We start from the raw sequence: 18,659 nt of genomic DNA, 5'->3' as shown, positions 1-18,659 counted from the left end.
ACCTTTGGGAGCGGAAGCCTTGGACGGCCATGGCGCGGGCGCTTTTGGAGCTCATCGCCTACGGCCTTAGGGTTCTTCTCTCCCTTCTCCCGCCCCCTCCGGGGTACAAGGCAATTTACTAGGCAAGCCCCTTGCGGCTTGACGGGATTGGGGTAGGCCATATAGGCTAAGGTTTGTGCTCTTTGGTCGGGCCAAGGGAGCACGGTAAGAGCCAGCCACCGCGGGGCAGAGGCTTCCCGCGGAAGAACCCTGTTAGCTTACCTCGGGCGGCCCGCTTCCCCGTTTGAGGTGACGCATGGAGATTAAGCGGTTCGGTCGCATCCGAGAGGTCATTCCCCTTCCTCCCCTAACGGAAATCCAGGTGGAGTCCTACAAGAGGGCCCTGCAGGCCGACGTTCCCCCGGAGAAGCGGGAGAACGTGGGCATCCAGGCGGCCTTCAAGGAGACCTTCCCCGTGGAGGAGGGGGACAAGGGCAAGGGCGGCCTGGTCCTGGACTTCCTGGAGTACCGCCTGGGGGACCCCCCCTTCTCCCAGGACGAGTGCCGGGAGAAGGACCTCACCTACCAGGCCCCCCTCTACGCCCGGCTCCAGCTCATCCACAAGGACACGGGGCTCATCAAGGAAGACGAGGTCTTCCTGGGCCACATCCCCCTGATGACCGAGGACGGCTCCTTCATCGTGAACGGGGCCGACCGGGTCATCGTCTCCCAGATCCACCGCTCCCCCGGGGTCTACTTCACCCCCGACCCCGCCCGGCCCGGCCGGTACGTGGCCAGCATCATCCCCCTGCCCAAGCGGGGGCCCTGGATTGACCTGGAGGTGGAGACGGGGGGCACCGTCTCCATGAAGGTCAACAAGCGCAAGTTCCCCCTGATCCTCCTCCTCAGGGTCCTGGGCTACGACGCCGAGACCCTTTCCCGGGAGCTTGGGGCCTATGGGGACCTGGTGGCAGGCCTCCTGGACGAGGCGGTGCTCTCCATGCGCCCCGAGGAGGCCCTGGTGCGCCTCTTCACCCTCCTGCGCCCTGGGGACCCCCCCAAGAAGGACAAGGCCCTGGCCTACCTCCACGGCCTCCTGGCCGACCCCCGGCGCTACGACCTGGGGGAGGCGGGCCGGTACAAGGCGGAGGAGAAGCTGGGGGTGCGCCTTTCCGGCCGGACCCTGGTGCGCTTTGAGGAGGGGGAGTTCAAGGACGAGGTCTTCCTCCCCACCCTGCGCTACCTCTTCGCCCTCACCGCCGGGGTGGCGGGCCACGAGGTGGACGACATTGACCACCTGGGCAACCGCCGCATCCGCACCGTGGGGGAGCTCATGGCCGACCAGTTCCGGGTGGGCCTGAGCCGCCTGGCCCGGGGGGTGCGGGAGCGCATGGTCATGGGGGCCTCCGACACCCTGACCCCGGCCAAGCTGGTGAACAACCGCCCCCTCGAGGCCGCCATCCGCGAGTTCTTCGGGCGCAGCCAGCTCTCCCAGTTCAAGGACGAGACCAACCCCCTCTCCTCCTTGCGCCACAAGCGCCGCATCTCCGCCCTGGGCCCCGGGGGCCTCACCCGGGAACGGGCGGGCTTTGACGTGCGCGACGTGCACCGCACCCACTACGGGCGCATCTGCCCGGTGGAGACCCCGGAAGGGGCCAACATCGGCCTCATCACCTCCCTGGCCGCCTACGCCCGGGTGGACGAGCTGGGCTTCATCCGCACCCCCTACCGCCGGGTGGTGAACGGGGTGGTCACGGAGGAGGTGGTCTACATGACCGCCACCGAGGAGGACCGCTACACCATCGCCCAGGCCAACACCCCCCTGGAGCGGGAGCGCATCGCCACCGACCGGGTGGTGGCCAGGCGCCGGGGGGAGCCGGTGATCGTCAGCCCGGAGGAGGTGGAGTTCATGGACGTGAGCCCCAAGCAGGTCTTCTCCGTGAACACCAACCTCATCCCCTTCCTGGAGCACGACGACGCCAACCGCGCCCTCATGGGCTCCAACATGCAGACCCAGGCGGTGCCCCTCATCCGGGCCCAGGCCCCGGTGGTGATGACCGGGCTGGAGGAGCGGGTGGTGCGGGATTCCCTGGCCGCGGTCTACGCCGAGGAGGACGGGGAGGTGGTGGCGGTGGACGGCCGGCGCATCCTCGTGCGCTACGAGGACGGCCGCCTGGTGGAGCACACCCTGCGCCGTTACGTGCGCTCCAACCAGGGCACCGCCTTGGACCAGCGCCCCCGGGTGACCGTGGGCCAGCGGGTGCGCAAGGGGGACCTCCTGGCCGATGGCCCCGCCTCCGAGGAGGGCTTCTTGGCCCTGGGGCAGAACGTCCTGGTGGCCATCATGCCCTTTGACGGCTACAACTTTGAGGACGCCATCGTCATCAGCGAGGAGCTCCTGAAGCGGGACTTCTACACCTCCATCCACATTGAGCGCTACGAGATCGAGGCCCGGGACACCAAGCTGGGGCCGGAGCGCATCACCCGGGACATCCCCCACCTCTCGGAGGCCGCCCTGCGCGACCTGGACGAGGAGGGGGTGGTGCGCATCGGGGCCGAGGTGAAGCCCGGCGACATCCTGGTGGGGCGCACCAGCTTCAAGGGGGAGCAGGAGCCCTCCCCGGAGGAGCGGCTTCTGCGCTCCATCTTCGGCGAAAAGGCCCGGGACGTGAAGGACACCTCCCTCAGGGTGCCCCCGGGGGAAGGGGGCATCGTGGTGGGCACCCTGCGCCTGCGCCGCGGGGACCCCGGGGTGGAGCTCAAGCCCGGGGTGCGGGAGGTGGTGCGGGTCTACGTGGCCCAGAAGCGCAAGCTCCAGGTGGGGGACAAGCTGGCCAACCGCCACGGGAACAAGGGGGTGGTGGCCAAGATCCTCCCCGTGGAGGACATGCCCCACCTGCCGGACGGCACCCCGGTGGACATCATCCTGAACCCCCTGGGGGTGCCCAGCCGCATGAACCTGGGCCAGATTCTGGAGACCCACCTGGGCCTGGCGGGCTTCTTCCTGGGCCAGCGCTACATCTCCCCGGTCTTTGACGGGGCCACCGAACCCGAGATCAAGGCCCTCCTGGCCGAGGCCTTTGACCTCTACTTCGGCAAGCGCAAGGCGGAAGGCTTTGGCGTGGACAAGCGGGAGCTGGAGGTCCTGGCCCGGGCGGAGAAGCTGGGCCTGGTGAGCCCGGGCAAGAGCCCCGAGGAGCAGCTCAAGGAGCTTTTCACCCAGGGCAAGGTGGTCCTCTACGACGGCCGCTCCGGCGAGCCCATTGAGGGCCCCATCGCCGTGGGCCAGATGTTCATCATGAAGCTCTACCACATGGTGGAGGACAAGATGCACGCCCGCTCCACCGGCCCCTACTCCCTCATCACCCAGCAGCCCCTGGGGGGCAAGGCCCAGTTCGGTGGCCAGCGCTTCGGGGAGATGGAGGTGTGGGCCCTCGAGGCCTACGGGGCCGCCCACACCCTGCAGGAGATGCTCACCCTCAAGTCCGACGACATCGAGGGCCGGAACGCCGCCTACGAGGCCATCATCAAGGGGGAGGACGTGCCCGAGCCCAGCGTGCCCGAGTCCTTCCGCGTGCTGGTAAAGGAGCTCCAGGCCTTGGCCCTGGACGTGCAGACCCTGGACGAGCGGGACAACCCGGTGGACATCTTTGAGGGCCTGGCCTCCAAGCGGTGAGGCGGGTAAGGAAAGGCGGTTGGAGGAATGATGAAGAAGGAAGTCCGCAAGGTCCGCATCGCCCTGGCCTCCCCGGAGAAGATCCGCTCCTGGAGCTACGGGGAGGTGGAGAAGCCCGAAACCATCAACTACCGCACCCTCAAGCCCGAGCGGGACGGCCTCTTTGACGAGCGCATCTTCGGCCCCACCAAGGACTACGAGTGCGCCTGCGGCAAGTACAAGCGCCAGCGCTTTGAGGGCAAGGTGTGCGAGCGGTGCGGGGTGGAGGTCACCAAGAGCATCGTGCGCCGCTACCGCATGGGCCACATTGAGCTGGCCACCCCCGCGGCCCACATCTGGTTCGTGAAGGACGTGCCCTCCAAGATCGGCACCCTCCTGGATCTCTCCGCCACCGAGCTGGAGCAGGTCCTCTACTTCAGCAAGTACATCGTCCTGGACCCCAAGGGGGCGGTGCTCAACGGGGTGCCGGTGGAGAAGCGCCAGCTCCTCACCGACGAGGAGTACCGGGAGCTCCGCTACGGTAAGCAGGAGACCTACCCCCTGCCCTCCGGGGTGGACGCCCTGGTCAAGGACGGGGAGGAGGTGGTGAAGGGCCAGGAGCTGGCCCCGGGCATCGTGAGCCGCATGGACGGGGTGGCCCTCTACCGCTTCCCCCGCAGGGTGCGGGTGGACTACCTGCGGAAGGAGCGGGCCGCCCTGCGCCTGCCCCTGGAGGCCTGGGTGGAGAAGGAGGCCTACCGGCCCGGGGAGGTCCTGGCGGAGCTGGCTGAGCCCTACCTCTTCCGGGCGGAGGAGGCGGGGGTGGTGGAGCTCCTGGAGCTCACCGAGGGGCACTTCCTCCTCCTGCGCCAGGGAGAGGAGGTGGTGGCCCGCTACTTCCTCCCCGTGGGCCTTAACCCCCTGGTGGTCCATGGGGAGATCGTGGAGGAGGGCCAGCCCCTGGCCGAGGGCAGGGGGCTTCTGCGCCTGCCCCGCCACATGGCCGCCAAGGAGGTGGAGGCGGAGGAGGAGGGGGACACCGTCCACCTCACCCTCTTCCTGGAGTGGACCGAGCCCAAGGACTACCGGGTGGCCCCCCACATGAACGTGGTGGTCCCCGAGGGGGCCCGGGTGGCGCCCGGGGAGAAGGTGGTGGCCGCCATTGACCCCGAGGAGGAGGTCTTCGCCGAGGCCGAGGGGGTGGTCCACCTGCACGAGCCGGCCAGCATCGTGGTGATGAAGGCCCGCCTCTACCCCTTTGAGGACGACGTGGAGGTGACCACCGGGGACCGGGTGGCACCCGGGGACGTGCTGGCCGATGGGGGCAAGGTCAAGAGCGAGATCTACGGCCGGGTGGAGGTGGACCTGGTCCGCAACGTGGTGCGGGTGGTGGAGTCCTACGACATCGACGCCCGCATGGGGGCCGAGGCCATCCAGGCCCTTCTGAAGGAGCTGGACCTGGCCAAGCTGGAGGCGGAGCTTCTGGAGGAGATGAAGCACCCCTCCCGCGCCCGCCGGGCCAAGGCCAGGAAGCGCCTGGAGGTGGTGCGGGCCTTCCTGGACTCGGGCAACCGCCCGGAGTGGATGATCCTCGAGGCCGTCCCCGTCCTGCCTCCGGACCTCCGCCCCATGGTGCAGGTGGACGGGGGGCGCTTCGCCACCAGCGACCTCAACGACCTCTACCGCCGCCTCATCAACCGCAACAACCGCCTCAAGAAGCTCCTGGCCCAGGGGGCTCCGGAGATCATCATCCGCAACGAGAAGCGCATGCTCCAGGAGGCGGTGGACGCCGTCATTGACAACGGCCGCCGCGGGGCCCCCGTCACCAACCCTGGCTCTGAGCGCCCCTTGCGAAGCCTCACCGACGTCCTTTCCGGCAAGCAGGGCCGCTTCCGGCAGAACCTCCTGGGCAAGCGGGTGGACTACTCGGGCCGTAGCGTGATCGTGGTGGGGCCCCAGCTAAAGCTCCACCAGTGCGGCCTGCCTAAGCGCATGGCCCTGGAGCTCTTCAAGCCCTTCCTCCTCAAGAAGATGGAGGAGAGGGGCATCGCCCCCAACGTCAAGGCCGCCCGCCGCATGCTGGAGCGTCAGCGGGACATCAAGGACGAGGTGTGGGACGCCCTGGAGGAGGTCATCCACGGCAAGGTGGTCCTCCTGAACCGCGCCCCCACCCTGCACCGCCTGGGCATCCAGGCCTTCCAGCCCGTCTTGGTGGAGGGGCAGTCCATCCAGCTCCACCCCCTGGTGTGCGAGGCCTTCAACGCCGACTTTGACGGGGACCAGATGGCGGTGCACGTGCCCCTTTCCTCCTTCGCCCAGGCGGAGGCCCGCATCCAGATGCTCTCCGCCCACAACCTCCTCTCCCCGGCTTCGGGGGAGCCTTTGGCCAAGCCCAGCCGGGACATCATCCTGGGGCTTTACTACATCACCCAGGTAAGGCGTGAGAAGAAGGGAGCGGGGCGGGAGTTCGCCACCCCCGAGGAGGCCCTGGCCGCCCACGCGCGGGGCGAGGTGGCCCTGAACGCCCCCATAAAGGTGGCGGGGAAGGAAACCAGCGTTGGCCGGCTGAAGTTCGTCTTCGCCAACCCCGACGAGGCCCTTCTGGCGGTGGCCCACGGGCTTCTGGACCTCCAGGACGTGGTTACCGTGCGCTACCTGGGCCGGCGCCTGGAGACGAGCCCGGGCCGGGTGCTCTTCGCCCGCATCGTGGGGGAGGCGGTGGGGGACGAGAAGGTGGCCCAGGAGCTTCTCCAGATGGACGTTCCCCAGGAGAAGAACTCCCTCAAGGACCTGGTCTACCAGTCCTTCCTGCGCCTGGGCATTGAGAAGACCGCAAGGCTTCTGGACGCCCTCAAGTACTACGGCTTCACCCTGTCCACCACCAGCGGGATCACCATCGGCATCGACGACGCCGTCATCCCCCCCGAGAAGCAGAAGTACCTGGAGGAAGCCGACAAGAAGCTTCGGCAGATTGAGCAGGCCTACGAGATGGGCTTCCTCACCGACCGGGAGCGCTACGACCAGGTGATCCAGCTCTGGACCGAAACCACGGAGAAGGTCACCCAGGCGGTCTTCAAGAACTTTGAGGAGAACTACCCCTTCAACCCCCTCTACGTGATGGCCCAGTCCGGGGCCCGGGGTAACCCGCAGCAGATCCGCCAGCTCTGCGGCATGCGGGGCCTCATGCAGAAGCCCTCGGGGGAGACCTTCGAGGTGCCGGTGCGCTCCTCCTTCCGCGAGGGCCTCACCGTCTTGGAGTACTTCATCTCCAGCCACGGGGCCCGGAAGGGTGGGGCGGACACCGCCCTTAGGACCGCGGACTCGGGCTACCTCACCCGGAAGCTGGTGGACGTGGCCCACGAGATCGTGGTGCGGGAGGCGGACTGCGGCACCACCAACTTCATCTCCGTCCCCCTCTTCCAGCCCGACGAGGTGACCCGCTCCCTGCGCCTCAGGAAGCGTTCGGACATCGAGTCTGGGCTCTACGGCCGGGTGCTCGCCCGGGAGGTGGAGGTCCTGGGCCAGCGCTTGGAGGAGGGCCGCTACCTCTCCATGGAGGATGTGGGGCTCCTCATCCGGGCGGCGGAGGCGGGGGAGATCAAGGAGGTGCCCGTCCGTAGCCCCCTCACCTGCCAGACCCGCTATGGGGTCTGCCAGAAGTGCTACGGCTACGACCTCTCCATGGCCCGGCCGGTGTCCATCGGCGAAGCGGTGGGGGTGGTGGCGGCGGAGTCCATCGGCGAGCCCGGCACCCAGCTCACCATGCGCACCTTCCACACCGGCGGCGTGGCCACCGGCACGGACATCACCCAGGGTCTGCCCCGCGTGATCGAGCTCTTTGAGGCCCGGCGGCCCAAGGCCAAGGCGGTGATCTCCGAGATTGACGGCGTGGTGCGCATTGAGGAGAGCGAGGAGCGGCTTTCCGTCTTCGTGGAGTCCGAGGGCTTTTCCAAGGAGTACAAGCTCCCCAAGGACGCCCGCCTGGTGGTCAAGGACGGGGACTACGTGGAGGCCGGCCAGCCCCTGACCCGTGGGGCGGTGGACCCCCACCAGCTCCTCGAGGCCCGGGGCCCCGAGGCGGTGGAGCGCTACCTGGTGGACGAGATCCAGAAGGTCTACCGCGCCCAGGGGGTGAAGCTCCACGACAAGCACATTGAGATCGTGGTGCGGCAGATGCTGAAGTACGTGGAGGTCACCGACCCCGGGGACAGCCGGCTCCTCGAGGGCCAGGTCCTGGAGAAGTGGGACGTGGAGGCCCTCAACGAGCGGCTCATCGCCGAGGGCAAGGTGCCCGTGGCCTGGAAGCCCCTCCTCATGGGGGTGACCAAGAGCGCCCTCTCCACCAAGAGCTGGCTCTCCGCCGCCAGCTTCCAGAACACCACCCACGTGCTCACCGAGGCCGCCATCGCCGGGAAGAAGGACGAGCTCATCGGCCTCAAGGAGAACGTCATCCTGGGCCGCCTGATCCCTGCGGGCACCGGCTCGGACTTCGTGCGCTTCACCCAGGTGGTGGATAAGAAGACCCTGAAGGCCATTGAGGAGGCCCGCAAGGAGGCGGTGGAGGCCAAGGAGGCCCGGGAGCCTGGCCGCCGTCCCCTGCGCCGGGAACAGCCGGGTAAGCAGGCCTAGGCCGGCTCTCACGGGAGGGCGGGGCTTGGCCCCGCCCTCGGCCTTTGGCCATAATGGGCCCATGCTGGCCCGGCTTTACACCGCCTTCCGCCAGGTGGGGGAGGACCTCTTCGCCCAAAGGCTCATCTCCGCCACCGCCGGCAACTTCTCCGTGCGCACCAAGGGGGGCTTTCTCATCACCAAAAGCGGGGTGCAGAAGGCCAGGCTCACCCCGGAGGACCTGGTGGAGGTGCCCCTGGAGGGGCCCTTCCCTGAGGGGGCCAGCGTGGAGAGCGTGATCCACCGGGAGGTGTACCGGAGGACAGGGGCCCAGGCCCTGGTCCACGCCCACCCCCGGGTGGCGGTGGCCCTCTCCCTTTCCTTGGAGCGCCTGGTGCCCCTGGACCTCGAGGGCCAGTACTACCTCAAGGAGGTGCCGGTCCTTTCCCCCAAGACGGTGAGCGCCACCCCGGAGGCGGCCACTGCCGTGGCCGAGGCCTTGGCGAGCCACCGGGCCTGCCTTTTGCGGGGGCATGGGGCCTTTGCCGCAGGCCTCAAGGAGAGGCCCGAGGAGGCCCTTCTGGAGGCTTATAGCCTCCTCACCACCCTGGAGGAGAGCGCGGAGATCCTCCTTTACCACCGCCTCTGGAGGGAGGGATGAGGGTCCTCTTCGTGGAGGGGAAAGACCCGGAGGCCCTCCGCGCCCTGGCCCGGGCGCTTCCCCATCCCTACTGGTTTTTGGAAGGGGAGGGGGTGTGGCTTTTGCAGGTCCTGGGAGCCTCCGAGGGGGCGGAGGCCCAGGCCAGGTCCTTGCCGGGGGTGCGGGTCTGGGCCTTCACCCTGCAGGATGGGGTAGTCTATAGGGGATGCGGGAAGAGATCGGCTACATCCCCGTAGGGGAGGCGGAGCTTTACGTGGAGGACGTGGGGGATGTGCATGCCCCCGTCCTTCTGGTCCTCCACGGGGGCCCTGGGGGCAATGCCTACGCTCTCCGCGAGGGCTTGGGGGAGTACTTGGAGCCCTACCGCGTGGTCTACTTTGACCAGCGGGGCTCGGGCCGTAGCCTGGAGCTCCCCGAGGACCCCAGGCTCTTCACCCTGGACGCCCTGGTGGAGGACACCCTCCTCCTGGCGGAGGCCTTGGGGGTGGAGCGCTTCCACCTCCTGGCCCACGGCTTCGGGGCCCTGGTGGCCCTGGAGCTTCTGCGCCGCTATCCCGGGGTGGAGGGGGCCCTTTTGCTTGGGCCTTGGGTCAGCTTCCCCTGGCTGGCCGCCCGGCTGGCGGAGGCCGCCGGCCTAAATCCCCTTCCCGACCCCGAGGAGAACCTGAGAGCCGCCCTGGAAAAGGCCGAGCCCAAGGCCCTCTTTGACCGCCTCATGTTCCCCACCCCTCATGGCCGGCTGCAGTACGAGTGGGTGGTGGAAGGCTCCGGTATCCTGGGCCCCGACACCCCGGCCTCGGCCTTCCTGAAAAACGGCCTTTGGCGCCTGGACTATACCTCCCACCTGGCCCCAGGCCGCAGACCCGTGGCCGTGGTGGTGGGGGAGCTGGACGGCACCAGCTACCCCTACGCCGAGGAGGTGGCCGAGCGCCTCAGGGCCCCCATCCACGTGGTGCCGGGGGCCGGGCACTACCCCTGGATTGACCAGCCGGAGGCCTTCGGCGAGGCCCTGGAACGGGCCCTGGCCCTACTCATGGCCTCCTCGAGGGGGTAGACTGGGGGTGTCACCGGGGGTGCCCCCTCAAGGGGCTGAGAGATACCCTTGGAACCTGATCCGGGTAGTGCCGGCGTAGGGAAGGTGACGGAGGCCCCTCCCGGTGACGAAGGAGGGGTTTTATGTGGCGGATTCTGACCCTAGCGGCCTTTCTGGCCTTCGGCTTCGCCCAGGAGATCACCGTCCTCACCCACAGCAGCTTCTCCCTGGACAAGGGGCTCATCGCCCAGTTTGAGCGGGAGACAGGCCTCAGGCTCCGCTTCCTCAAGGGGGGGGATGCGGGGGAGACCCTGAACCGGGCCATCCTCACCAAGGGGGCCCCCATCGCCGACGTGATCTACGGCTTTGACAACACCTTCCTCTCCCGGGCCCTGGAAGCGGACATCCTCCTCCCCTACCGCAGCCCGGAGATCCAAAACCTCAAGGCCACCCTGCTCCTGGACCCCACCTTCCGCGCCCTGCCCGTGGACTACGGTTGGGTGAGCCTGAACTACGACCGGGCCTACTTCAAGGACCGCCCCCTGCCCCAGGCCCCCCAAGACCTGGCCCGCCCCGAGTACGCCCGGCTCCTGGTGGTGCAAAACCCGGCCACCAGCTCTCCGGGCCTGGCCTTCCTCATGGCCACCGTGGCCCGCTTCGGCGAGGACGGCTACCTGGACTTTTGGGCCCGGCTACGGGACGGGGGAGTGAGGGTGGCCAAGGGCTGGAGCGAGGCCTACTACACCCACTTCACCCTGTACAAGGGGGATAGGCCCCTGGTGGTCTCCTATACCACCAGCCCGGCGGCGGAGGTCTACTACTCCGAGGGCAAGTACAAGGAGCCCCCCACGGGGAACCTCTTCCCCGAGCTGGCCTTTTTCCAGGTGGAGTTCATCGGCATCCTCAAGGGGACCAAGAACCCCGAGGGGTCTAGGAAGGTGGTGGACTGGTTCCTCTCCCGCCCCGTCCAGGAGAACCTGCCCACGGAGATGTGGATGTACCCTGCCCGGCGGGACGCCCGGCTTCCTGAGGTCTTCCGCTTCGCCCCTGAGCCCCTGGGGAGCGTGCGCCTGGACCCCAAGGCCATGGCCCAGAACCGGGAGCGCTGGATAGAGGAGTGGACCAAGGTGGTCCTCCAGGGGCAGAACCCGGACCAGGTGCGCCGGGGCCGGCGCTAGGGGGAAAAGGAGGTGGGGTTTTCCCGGCTGGCGGGGGGGCTTCTCCTCCTCTTCCTGGCCTTTGCCCTCCTTTACCCCCTTTTCCGCATCCTCCTCCTGGGGGTGGGGGAGGGGTTTGCCCGGGCCCTGGAGAACCCCTACTACTGGGAGCGCTACCGCTGGAGCCTGGAGTACGGCCTCCTTTCCGCCCTCCTCACCCTGGCCCTGGCCCTGCCCCTGGCCTTCGCCTTCCGACGGCGGTTTCCCCTGCGGGAGGCCCTTCTTGCCCTTTCCACCCTGCCCTTCGTCCTGCCCACCCCGGTGGTGGCCCTGGGGTTTTTAGCCCTCTTGGGCCCCCGGGGGCTTCTTGGGGTGGACCTCTACGGCACCAAGGCCCTCCTCCTCCTGGCCGCGGTGTTTTACAACCTGGGCCTGGCCCTGCGCCTCCTCCTTCCCGTGGCCCTGGGGCTGGAGGGGCCCCTGCGGGCGGCCCGGGTCCTGGGGGCCACGCCCCTCAGGGCCTTTTTGAGGGTGGGGCTTCCTCTTTTGCTGCCCGCTTTGGGGGCCGCGGGGCTTCTGGTCTTCCTCTACACCTTCTCCGCCTTCGGCGTGCCCCTTCTCCTGGGGGGGGCGCGGTACGCCACCCTCGAGGTGGAGGTCTACACCCTTCTCGCCTACCGGCTGGCCTTTCCCGAGGCCAGCGCCCTCATGCTCCTGCAGCTTCTGACCCTGGCCTTGGCCGTTTTTCTCTACCTGCGCCTGCGCGCCTACCCCTTGGTTCCCGGGGAGCTCCTGCCCGCCCGGTGGCCCCTGGGGCTCAGCCTGGGGCTTGGCCTCCTCTTCCTCCTCCTCTATGCCCCCCTCCTGGCCCTCTTCCTCCAGGCTCGTCCGGAGGCCTTCGCTTCCGCCTGGGCCTCGGCGGACTTCACCCCCCTTGCCCTGGCCTTGGCCAACAGCCTGCGCTTCACCGCCTTGGCCCTCCTCCTGGCCCTGCCCCTGGGGGTGGCCTATGGGGTGGTTGCCCGGCGGAGTGGTCTTTGGGATCTCCTTGGGCTTTTTCCCCTCATGGTGAGCCCGGTGGCCGTGGGCCTGGGGTACCTGGTGGCCTACCCGGGCCTTAGGGGGTCTTTGGGGCTTCTCCTCACCGCCTACGCCCTCCTGGCCTACCCCCTTTTGGCCCGGGCCCTCCTGCCCGCCCTGCGTAGCCTGCCCCCAAGCCTCCTGCAGGCGGCCCGGGTCCTGGGGGCCACTCCCTGGCGGGCCTTCCTGCGGGTGGAGCTCCCCCTGGTCCTTCCCGCCCTGCAGTCGGGTCTGGCCCTGGCCCTGGCGGCCCTCCTGGGGGAGTTTGGCGCCAGCCTGGTCCTCTGGCGGCCCGAGTGGACCACCCTAACCCTGGCCATCCACGAGCGCCTGGGGCGGCCCGGGGAGGCTCCTTTCCGGGAGGCGGTGGCCCTGGCCAGCCTGCTGGCCCTGCTTTCCGGGCTTCTCTTTTACCTCCTGGACCGAGGAAGGGGGCGCTGGGGCTAGGGGGCCTGGCACCGGGGGCAGAAGTGGGTGCCCCGCCCCGCCAGAACCTGGCGGCGGATGGCATGGCCGCACCGGGGGCAGGGGAGGCCGGCGCGGCCGTAGACCGCGTGCCGCTCCTGGTAGCCCCCGGGGAGGCCATCGGGCTGCTGGTAGGTGCGGTCCGAAAGGGTGCTCCCCCCCAGGGCCACGGCCTCGGCCAGGACCTCCCTCAGGGCCTGAAAGAGCCTCTGGGCCTCCTCGGGGCTTACCTCCCTGCCCCGGCGGAAGGGGGACAGGCGGGCCCGGAAGAGGGCCTCGTCCGCGTAGATGTTGCCCACCCCCGCGGCCAGGGTCTGGTCCAGGAGGAGGGCCTTGAGGGGCTTGCCGCTCTTCCGCAGGCGGGCCAGGAACTCCGGGAAGGTGTAGGCCTCGGAGAGGGGTTCTGGGCCCAGGCGGGAGAGCAAGGGGATCTCCCCATAGGCGCCCTTTTCCACCACCCAGATGCGCCCGAAGCGGCGCGGATCGTGGAAGTAGAGGCTCCCTTCCTCCAGCCGAAAGACCACCCGGGTGTGGGGGGTGGCCTCGAGGCGAAACCCCCCGGTCATGCCCAGGTGGACCACCATCTCCAGACCCTCCGAAAGCCCCAAGAGGAGGAACTTGCCCCGCCGCCCTATCCCCTCCACCCGCCGCCCCTGGGCCCTTTCCGTGTGGCGGTAGCGCCCGGGGTCCTGGTGGCGGACCTCCAGGAGCCGCCGCCCCAGGAGGAGGGGCAGAAGCCGTCTGCGGGTGGTTTCCACCTCGGGGAGCTCAGGCACGGGGCCTCCTTTCCGCCAGGGCGCGGTAGAGCCTGGGCCCCAGGCCGAGGGCCAGGCCGGCCAGCAGAAGGGGGTAGAGGGGCCAGAGGAGGAGTAGCCGCCCGGCCAGGACCAGGAGGGCCCGGTAGCCCCGGTGGACTCTTTCCCCGTCCAGCACGTGAAGCTCCCGTAGGAGGGCTTCCCGGTCCACCCCTTGGGCCTCCTGCAGGGGCTCAACCCTTAGGGTTCCCCGCAGGTCCAAGGCCTTCAGCGCCCGGCCCAAGGCCCGGCAGTAGGGACACTCCCCGTCAATCAGCGCCCGCATGCTCGTCCACCGGCACCGGCTGGCCCCGCTCGTTCACCGCCACGTAGGTGAGCTCTCCCTTGGTGGCCAACACCCGCCCGTTCTCCTGGCCGAAGCGCTCCTTGTAGACCTCCACCTCCACGGTCAAGGAGGTGCGCCCCACCCGCACCACCCGGGCCACCACCTCCAGGAGGTCCCCAGTGCGGATAGGCACCTTGAACTCCACGCCCCCCACGGCCACGGTGACCACGGGCTTTTTGGCCCGCCGGGCGGCGGCGTAGGAGCCCACCTTGTCCATAAGGCCCAGCACGAAGCCGCCGAAGGCGGCCCCCAGGGGGTTGGTGTGCTCGGGGAAGACCAGCTCCAGCGTGCGCGCCTCCATACCTCTCCCAGGCTACCCCAGGAGGAGGTCGGTGAGGCGGGCCATCTCCCGGTCTTTGTCGGTGATGCCCCCGGCGCTGTGGGTCCACCACTCCACCTCCACCTGCCCCCACCCCACCGTGAGGCGGGGATGGTGGTTTTCCCGCTCCGCCAGCTCGCCCACCCGGTTGGCGAAGGCCAGGGCTTCCCGGAAGTTGGGAAAGCGGAAGGCCTTGTAAAGGCGCTCAGGGTTTTCCCGTACCTCCCAGTCCATACCCCAAGGGTAGGGCAAAGCCCCCGGGCCTTTGGTGCCCGGGGGCAGGTTCTGGTTGCGGGGGCGGGATTTGAACCCGCGACCTTCGGGTTATGAGCCCGACGAGCTACCAGGCTGCTCCACCCCGCGTCGCCATCCCTAACTATAGCGAAGCCCTTAAGGCATGTCAAGCACCTTGCCCGGGTTCAGGAGACCCTCGGGGTCCAGGAGGGCCTTGATCCTTCGCATCCACTCCAAGGTGGCCCCGTGCTCCAGGGGGAGGTAGGGCTTCTTGCGCAGCCCCACCCCGTGCTCGGCGGTGCAGGTGCCCCCAAGCTCCAGGGCCTTTTGCACCAGGCGCTCGGCGTAGGCCTCGCCCCGGGGGTAGTTCTCGGGCAGGACGGGGACCAGGGTGTGGAAGTTCCCGTCCCCCACGTGCCCCACCAGGGTACCGAAAAGCCCCATCTCCTTCAGGAGCCCCTGGGCGTAGCGCACCATCTCCGGCAGGTGGGAAAGGGGCACGGCCACGTCGGTGATCACGAACTGGTGGCCGGGGAAGAGGTGGACTGTGGCCCAGTAGGCCTGGTGGCGGGCCTCCCACTGGCGGCGCCTTTCCTCCTCGGTCTTGGCGGCCTCCACCTCCAGGGCCCCGGCCTCCTCCACCAGGGCCAGGGCCAGGGCGCTTTCCGCCTCGAGGGCCTCCCTTGTGGAGGAGTGGAACTCCAGGAAAAGGGCAGGCCGCTCGGGGAAGCCCGTGCCCAGGTGGCGGTTGAGGGCCTTCAGGGCGAACTCGTCCAGAAGCTCCAGCCGGGCCACGGGAAGCCCGCTGGCCATCACCCGGAAGCTGGCCTCCGCCGCCTCCTCCACCCCGGGGAAGAAGACCCTTAGGGTGTGGACGTGCTCGGGGAGGGGGTGGAGCCTTAAGGTGAGGCGGGTGATGACCCCCAGGGTGCCCTCGGAGCCGATGAAGAGGTCCTTCAGGTCGTAGCCGGCGCTGGTCTTGCGCACCGGGCGCCCCAGCTCCAGCACCTCCCCGTTGGCCAGGACCACCTGCAGGGCGAGGATGTTGGCCCGCATCCCCCCGTAGCGCACGGTGGTGGTGCCGCTGGCGTTCGTGGCCGCCATGCCCCCTAAAGAGGCGTCCGCCCCCGGGTCCACGGGGAAGAAGAGGCCCGTGCCCTTCAGGGCCTCGTTGAGGGCCTTGCGGGTGAGGCCGGGCTCCACCACGCAAAGGAAGTCCTGGGGCCTCACCTCCAGGATGCGGTTCACGCGGCTCAGGTCTAGGCTGATGGCCTCCTGCACCGGGTAGAGGTGGCCCTCGAGGCTCGTCCCCGCCCCGTAGGGGATGACCGCCACCCGGTGCTCCCGCGCCCAAAGGAGCGCCTTTTGCACGTCCTCCACCCCCTCGGGGTAGACCACAGCCAGAACCTCCCCCTCCTTGGGGTAGCCCTCGTCCTTCCCGTGGCGCAGGCGCTCGCTTTCCGAGAGGTCCACCTTCCCCGGGAAGAGGCGCTTTAGGGCTTCCAGCTTGTCCATGCCTTTGAGTTTACGCCTTGCCCAGGAAGGGGACCGCGCCCAGGGGGAAGGGGAAGCCTCACCCCGGTCAAGATCCCCTCAGGTTTCGTAAAGTTGGGCCTGGAGCCGCCAAAGCTCGGCGTAGGCGCCCTTCCTCTGCAACAACTCCTCATGGGTCCCTTCCTCCACCAACCGGCCTTCCTGGAGGACGAGGATCCGGTCCGCCATGCGTACCGAACCCAGGCGGTGGGTGATGAGGATGACCGTCTTACCCCCGGCCATCTCGGCGAAGCGCCTGTAGAGGTGGGCCTCCTCTTTGGGATCCAGCGAGGCCGTAGGCTCGTCCAAGACCAAAAGCTTGGCCTTGCGGAAGAAGGCCCGCGAGAGGGCGACTCGTTGCCACTCCCCCAGGGAAAGCTCTGTGCCGCCAAAGGCCTTGGACAGGAGGGCCTGGGGGCCAAGCCGCTGGAGGAGCTCCCAGGCCCCGCCTAAGCGTAAGGCCTCTGCGACACGGTTAGGGTCGGGCTTCACGTCCGGGTCGGAAAGGGCGACGTTTTCCTCGAGGGTTAGGGCGTAGCGGCCAAAGTCCTGGAAGACTGCGGTGATGAGGGCGCGCCAGGCCTTCAGGTCTATTTCCCGGAGGTCAATCCCGTCCACCAGGATGCGGCCCTCCGTGGGGTCGTAGAAGCGGAGGAGGAGCTTTACCAGGGTGGTCTTGCCCGCCCCGTTTTCCCCCACCAAAGCCAGGCGCTCCCCCCGTCGGAGGGCAAAGGAGACTCCCGCAAGCGCCCGCTTTCCGTTGGGGTAGCAGAACCCCACCCCTTCAAACCGGATCTCCTCAAAACCCTGGACCTTCCTGCCCGGGCCAGTCTCCGCCATGGAAGCGGGCCTGGCTAGGAAGCTTTCCAGCTTTTCAAAGTACAACAGGCTTTCGTACAGCATGCCCCCGTCCTGGACTAGGGCGTAGAGGTTTTGCTGGAGGCTTCCCACCGACTGCAAGAGGAGCACCAGACTGCCCAGGCTCCCTCCCAAGAGGGTCTGGCGCAGCCCCAAGAAGAGGGCAAGAGCCGTGAAAAGGGCGCTCAGTAGCACCAGCAGGCTGGTCCCTAGGGCCTGGCGGCCTCGAGCACGGCGCAGGCTTTGGTAAAGGCTATGGAAAACCTCGAGGTAACGTCTGCGGAAGAAGGGCAAAAGACCGAATAACCGCACCTCTTTGGCAGTCTCGGGGCTCAAGAGCACCTCGGCGAAATAGCGCATTCGCCGGGCCTCGGGGGCCCCGAAGAGTAGGGCCTCCCACACCCCCTTCTGGAGCCGAAAGGTGAGCCAGGCTTGGGGCAGGGTGGCCAAAAGCAGGAGTAAGGGGAAGAAAGGCGCCAGCCCAAATAGCAGGAGAAGAACCCCGAGAGCGGCGAGGACCTCCCGGAAAGCGTTGCCCAGGAAAACCAGCAGGTTGAGGGGCTGGTAAGGGGCCTGGTCGCGTAGCACCTGAAGCTCATCGTGAAAGCGGGGATCCTCAAAGGGGGTCAGGTCCGGCGTGCCGGCCACCTTCTCCATGAGGAGCAGGTGAACCCGAGCGGTGAGCTTTTCGTTCACCGAACCTTGCAGGTAGACCACCCAAGGGGTGAGGAGGAAGTCCAGGCCAAAAGCCAGCGCTAACCCCACCAGCGGCCAAAGCAGGGTTGGGGTAAAGGGACTACCCCCCAGTGTGGTCGCCAGCTGGTCCACCAAGGCACGGGTGAGGCCCAGCACCGCCACTGGCACGAGCCCTCCCAGGACCAGGAGCCCAAGCAAAAGGGCGCTCTCCCTGGGGCTTGCGCGGAAGATGTGCCGCAGCGCAGGGAGCAGCAGGCGCCAAAGGGATCTTTTACCCAGCCCCAACCACCTCCTGCGGACGAGAAATCCAACGCGTGGGGTTGATGTAGTTAGAAACCGTTGTAAAAGTCTCCTCCTCCAGCTTATGCGGCCCTGGCCAGCCGCTTCACCAGCAAGCGTATCATGCCTAAATACAGCCAGGCTTCCGTTACCTCAGGGTGGTACTCGTAATCTTTCCCCAGCCGTCGGTTTCGCCCCATCCAGGCAAAGGTCCGCTCCACCACCCACCGCTTGGGCAGGGGCTTGAACCCACCCTCCCGCGGGATCTCCGGCACCTCCTCCCCCTCCCGCACCCAGACCCCCCGCACCCCCGCGTAAGGACGGGCCACCACCTCCAGCTCCAGTCCCAGCCCCCTAGCCACCTCCCGCAAACCCCGGTAGCCCCAGTCCACAAAGAGCTTGCCTACCCGGGGCCACAAGGAGCGGTCCATCCCCAAAAGCAACGCCTGCCCACCCCACTTGTCGTGCTCATTGGCCGGGTGGACAAAGGCCTTCAAAAGACGACCCCCCGTGTCCGTCAGGATCTGCCGCTTCCTCCCTTTGACCTTCTTCGCCCCGTCGTGTCCCCGGGGCCCCCCTTTTCACTCGTCTTCACCGACTGGCTGTCCATAACCAGGGCACTCGGGGAGGCATATCGTCCTCCCCGCTCCCGGTCACGACGGGCCAGAACCTGAGCTACCTTCTCCCAAACCCCTTCCTTCTGCCACTTGCGGAAGTAGTGGTAGACCGTGGACCAGTGGGGCAAGTCGTGAGGCATGGCCCGCCACTTGATGCCGTTTTCCAGGACGTAAAGTATGGCGCTGACGATCTCCCTCCTCGGCACCTTTGCGGGTCGGCCACCGGGCTTGGGGGCGGGGATCAACGGCTCCAGGATGGCCCACTCCGCGTCCAACAGGTCGCTGGGGTAAGATCTCCGTGTAGAAGCCACCCTTCAAGTATAGCGGACTTTTACGACAGTCTCT

The 18,659-nt window shown here is 68.1% G+C and carries 14 protein-coding genes, 1 tRNA gene and 1 riboswitch; of the genes, 7 read left to right on the top strand and 8 right to left on the bottom strand.

Annotated features, from left to right (window positions below; translation table 11 throughout):
- The first annotated feature begins 295 nt into the window (after positions 1-295).
- From rpoB to B128_RS0101470, 7 genes are all read left to right on the top strand, one after another.
- Positions 296-3,655, top strand: coding sequence for a DNA-directed RNA polymerase subunit beta (gene rpoB, locus B128_RS0101500; RefSeq protein ID WP_018110527.1), 3,360 nt, complete (start codon positions 296-298; stop codon positions 3,653-3,655).
- Between the two features lie 30 nt (positions 3,656-3,685).
- The gene (rpoC, locus tag B128_RS0101495) at positions 3,686-8,263 is read left to right on the top strand and encodes a DNA-directed RNA polymerase subunit beta' (protein ID WP_026174932.1); all 4,578 of its coding nucleotides are present in this window, start codon (positions 3,686-3,688) and stop codon (positions 8,261-8,263) included.
- A 61-nt stretch (positions 8,264-8,324) separates the two neighbouring features.
- Entirely contained in the window at positions 8,325-8,903 is a 579-nt protein-coding gene (locus B128_RS0101490; RefSeq protein WP_018110525.1) for a fuculose-1-phosphate aldolase, read from the top strand.
- Entirely contained in the window at positions 8,900-9,139 is a 240-nt protein-coding gene (locus tag B128_RS0101485) for a hypothetical protein (RefSeq protein ID WP_018110524.1), read from the top strand. Before B128_RS0101490 ends, B128_RS0101485 begins: the two co-directional genes overlap by 4 nt.
- Complete coding sequence (locus tag B128_RS0101480) at positions 9,109-9,957, top strand: alpha/beta fold hydrolase (protein WP_018110523.1); 849 nt, start codon at positions 9,109-9,111, stop codon at positions 9,955-9,957. The genes B128_RS0101485 and B128_RS0101480 overlap by 31 nt, the downstream gene beginning before the upstream one ends.
- A 5-nt stretch (positions 9,958-9,962) precedes the next feature.
- Positions 9,963-10,057: riboswitch (TPP riboswitch) on the top strand.
- Between the two features lie 22 nt (positions 10,058-10,079).
- Entirely contained in the window at positions 10,080-11,114 is a 1,035-nt protein-coding gene (locus B128_RS0101475; RefSeq protein ID WP_018110522.1) for a thiamine ABC transporter substrate-binding protein, read from the top strand.
- 12 nt (positions 11,115-11,126) lie between these two features.
- Entirely contained in the window at positions 11,127-12,620 is a 1,494-nt protein-coding gene (locus B128_RS0101470; RefSeq protein ID WP_018110521.1) for an ABC transporter permease, read from the top strand.
- Here B128_RS0101470 and B128_RS0101465 read toward each other — a convergent pair.
- The 8 genes from B128_RS0101465 to B128_RS12825 all read right to left on the bottom strand — a co-directional run bounded on the left by B128_RS0101465 (position 12,617) and on the right by B128_RS12825 (position 18,625).
- Complete coding sequence (locus B128_RS0101465; protein WP_018110520.1) at positions 12,617-13,414, bottom strand: DNA-formamidopyrimidine glycosylase; 798 nt, start codon at positions 13,412-13,414, stop codon at positions 12,617-12,619. The genes B128_RS0101470 and B128_RS0101465 overlap by 4 nt on opposite strands.
- The gene (locus B128_RS0101460) at positions 13,407-13,718 is read right to left on the bottom strand and encodes a DCC1-like thiol-disulfide oxidoreductase family protein (protein ID WP_026174933.1); all 312 of its coding nucleotides are present in this window, start codon (positions 13,716-13,718) and stop codon (positions 13,407-13,409) included. The genes B128_RS0101465 and B128_RS0101460 overlap by 8 nt, the downstream gene beginning before the upstream one ends.
- Positions 13,702-14,079, bottom strand: a complete 378-nt coding sequence (locus B128_RS0101455; protein WP_018110518.1) for an acyl-CoA thioesterase — start codon at positions 14,077-14,079, stop codon at positions 13,702-13,704. Before B128_RS0101455 ends, B128_RS0101460 begins: the two co-directional genes overlap by 17 nt.
- A 12-nt stretch (positions 14,080-14,091) precedes the next feature.
- Positions 14,092-14,331, bottom strand: coding sequence for a 4a-hydroxytetrahydrobiopterin dehydratase (locus tag B128_RS0101450; RefSeq protein ID WP_018110517.1), 240 nt, complete (start codon positions 14,329-14,331; stop codon positions 14,092-14,094).
- Positions 14,332-14,383: 52 nt separating this feature from the next.
- Positions 14,384-14,460 (bottom strand) — tRNA-Met (locus B128_RS0101445).
- A gap of 27 nt (positions 14,461-14,487) precedes the next feature.
- Positions 14,488-15,846, bottom strand: coding sequence for an FAD-binding oxidoreductase (locus tag B128_RS0101440; RefSeq protein ID WP_018110516.1), 1,359 nt, complete (start codon positions 15,844-15,846; stop codon positions 14,488-14,490).
- Positions 15,847-15,924: 78 nt separating this feature from the next.
- Entirely contained in the window at positions 15,925-17,703 is a 1,779-nt protein-coding gene (locus B128_RS0101435; RefSeq protein ID WP_018110515.1) for an ATP-binding cassette domain-containing protein, read from the bottom strand.
- Between the two features lie 77 nt (positions 17,704-17,780).
- Positions 17,781-18,625 (bottom strand): IS5 family transposase gene (locus B128_RS12825; protein WP_244452484.1). Its coding sequence is split into 2 segments (ribosomal slippage): positions 17,781-18,277 and positions 18,277-18,625, totalling 846 coding nucleotides; the frame shifts between segments, so codons are not numbered across the junction.
- Positions 18,626-18,659: the final 34 nt, after the last annotated feature.

The organism is Thermus igniterrae ATCC 700962 (assembly GCF_000376265.1).
Taxonomy (GTDB): domain Bacteria; phylum Deinococcota; class Deinococci; order Deinococcales; family Thermaceae; genus Thermus; species Thermus igniterrae.
This window is presented reverse-complemented; position numbering and strand designations above follow the sequence as displayed.

Excerpts from the sequence above, each read along its gene's own strand:
- rpoB (WP_018110527.1), top strand. The coding sequence starts at position 296 with ATGGAGATTAAGCGGTTCGGTCGCATCCGAGAGGTCATTCCCCTTCCT.
- rpoC (WP_026174932.1), top strand. The coding sequence starts at position 3,686 with ATGAAGAAGGAAGTCCGCAAGGTCCGCATCGCCCTGGCCTCCCCGGAG.
- B128_RS0101490 (WP_018110525.1), top strand. The coding sequence starts at position 8,325 with ATGCTGGCCCGGCTTTACACCGCCTTCCGCCAGGTGGGGGAGGACCTC.
- B128_RS0101485 (WP_018110524.1), top strand. The coding sequence starts at position 8,900 with ATGAGGGTCCTCTTCGTGGAGGGGAAAGACCCGGAGGCCCTCCGCGCC.
- B128_RS0101480 (WP_018110523.1), top strand. The coding sequence starts at position 9,109 with ATGCGGGAAGAGATCGGCTACATCCCCGTAGGGGAGGCGGAGCTTTAC.
- B128_RS0101475 (WP_018110522.1), top strand. The coding sequence starts at position 10,080 with ATGTGGCGGATTCTGACCCTAGCGGCCTTTCTGGCCTTCGGCTTCGCC.
- B128_RS0101460 (WP_026174933.1), bottom strand. The coding sequence starts at position 13,718 with ATGCGGGCGCTGATTGACGGGGAGTGTCCCTACTGCCGGGCCTTGGGC.
- B128_RS0101455 (WP_018110518.1), bottom strand. The coding sequence starts at position 14,079 with ATGGAGGCGCGCACGCTGGAGCTGGTCTTCCCCGAGCACACCAACCCC.
- B128_RS0101450 (WP_018110517.1), bottom strand. The coding sequence starts at position 14,331 with ATGGACTGGGAGGTACGGGAAAACCCTGAGCGCCTTTACAAGGCCTTC.
- B128_RS0101440 (WP_018110516.1), bottom strand. The coding sequence starts at position 15,846 with ATGGACAAGCTGGAAGCCCTAAAGCGCCTCTTCCCGGGGAAGGTGGAC.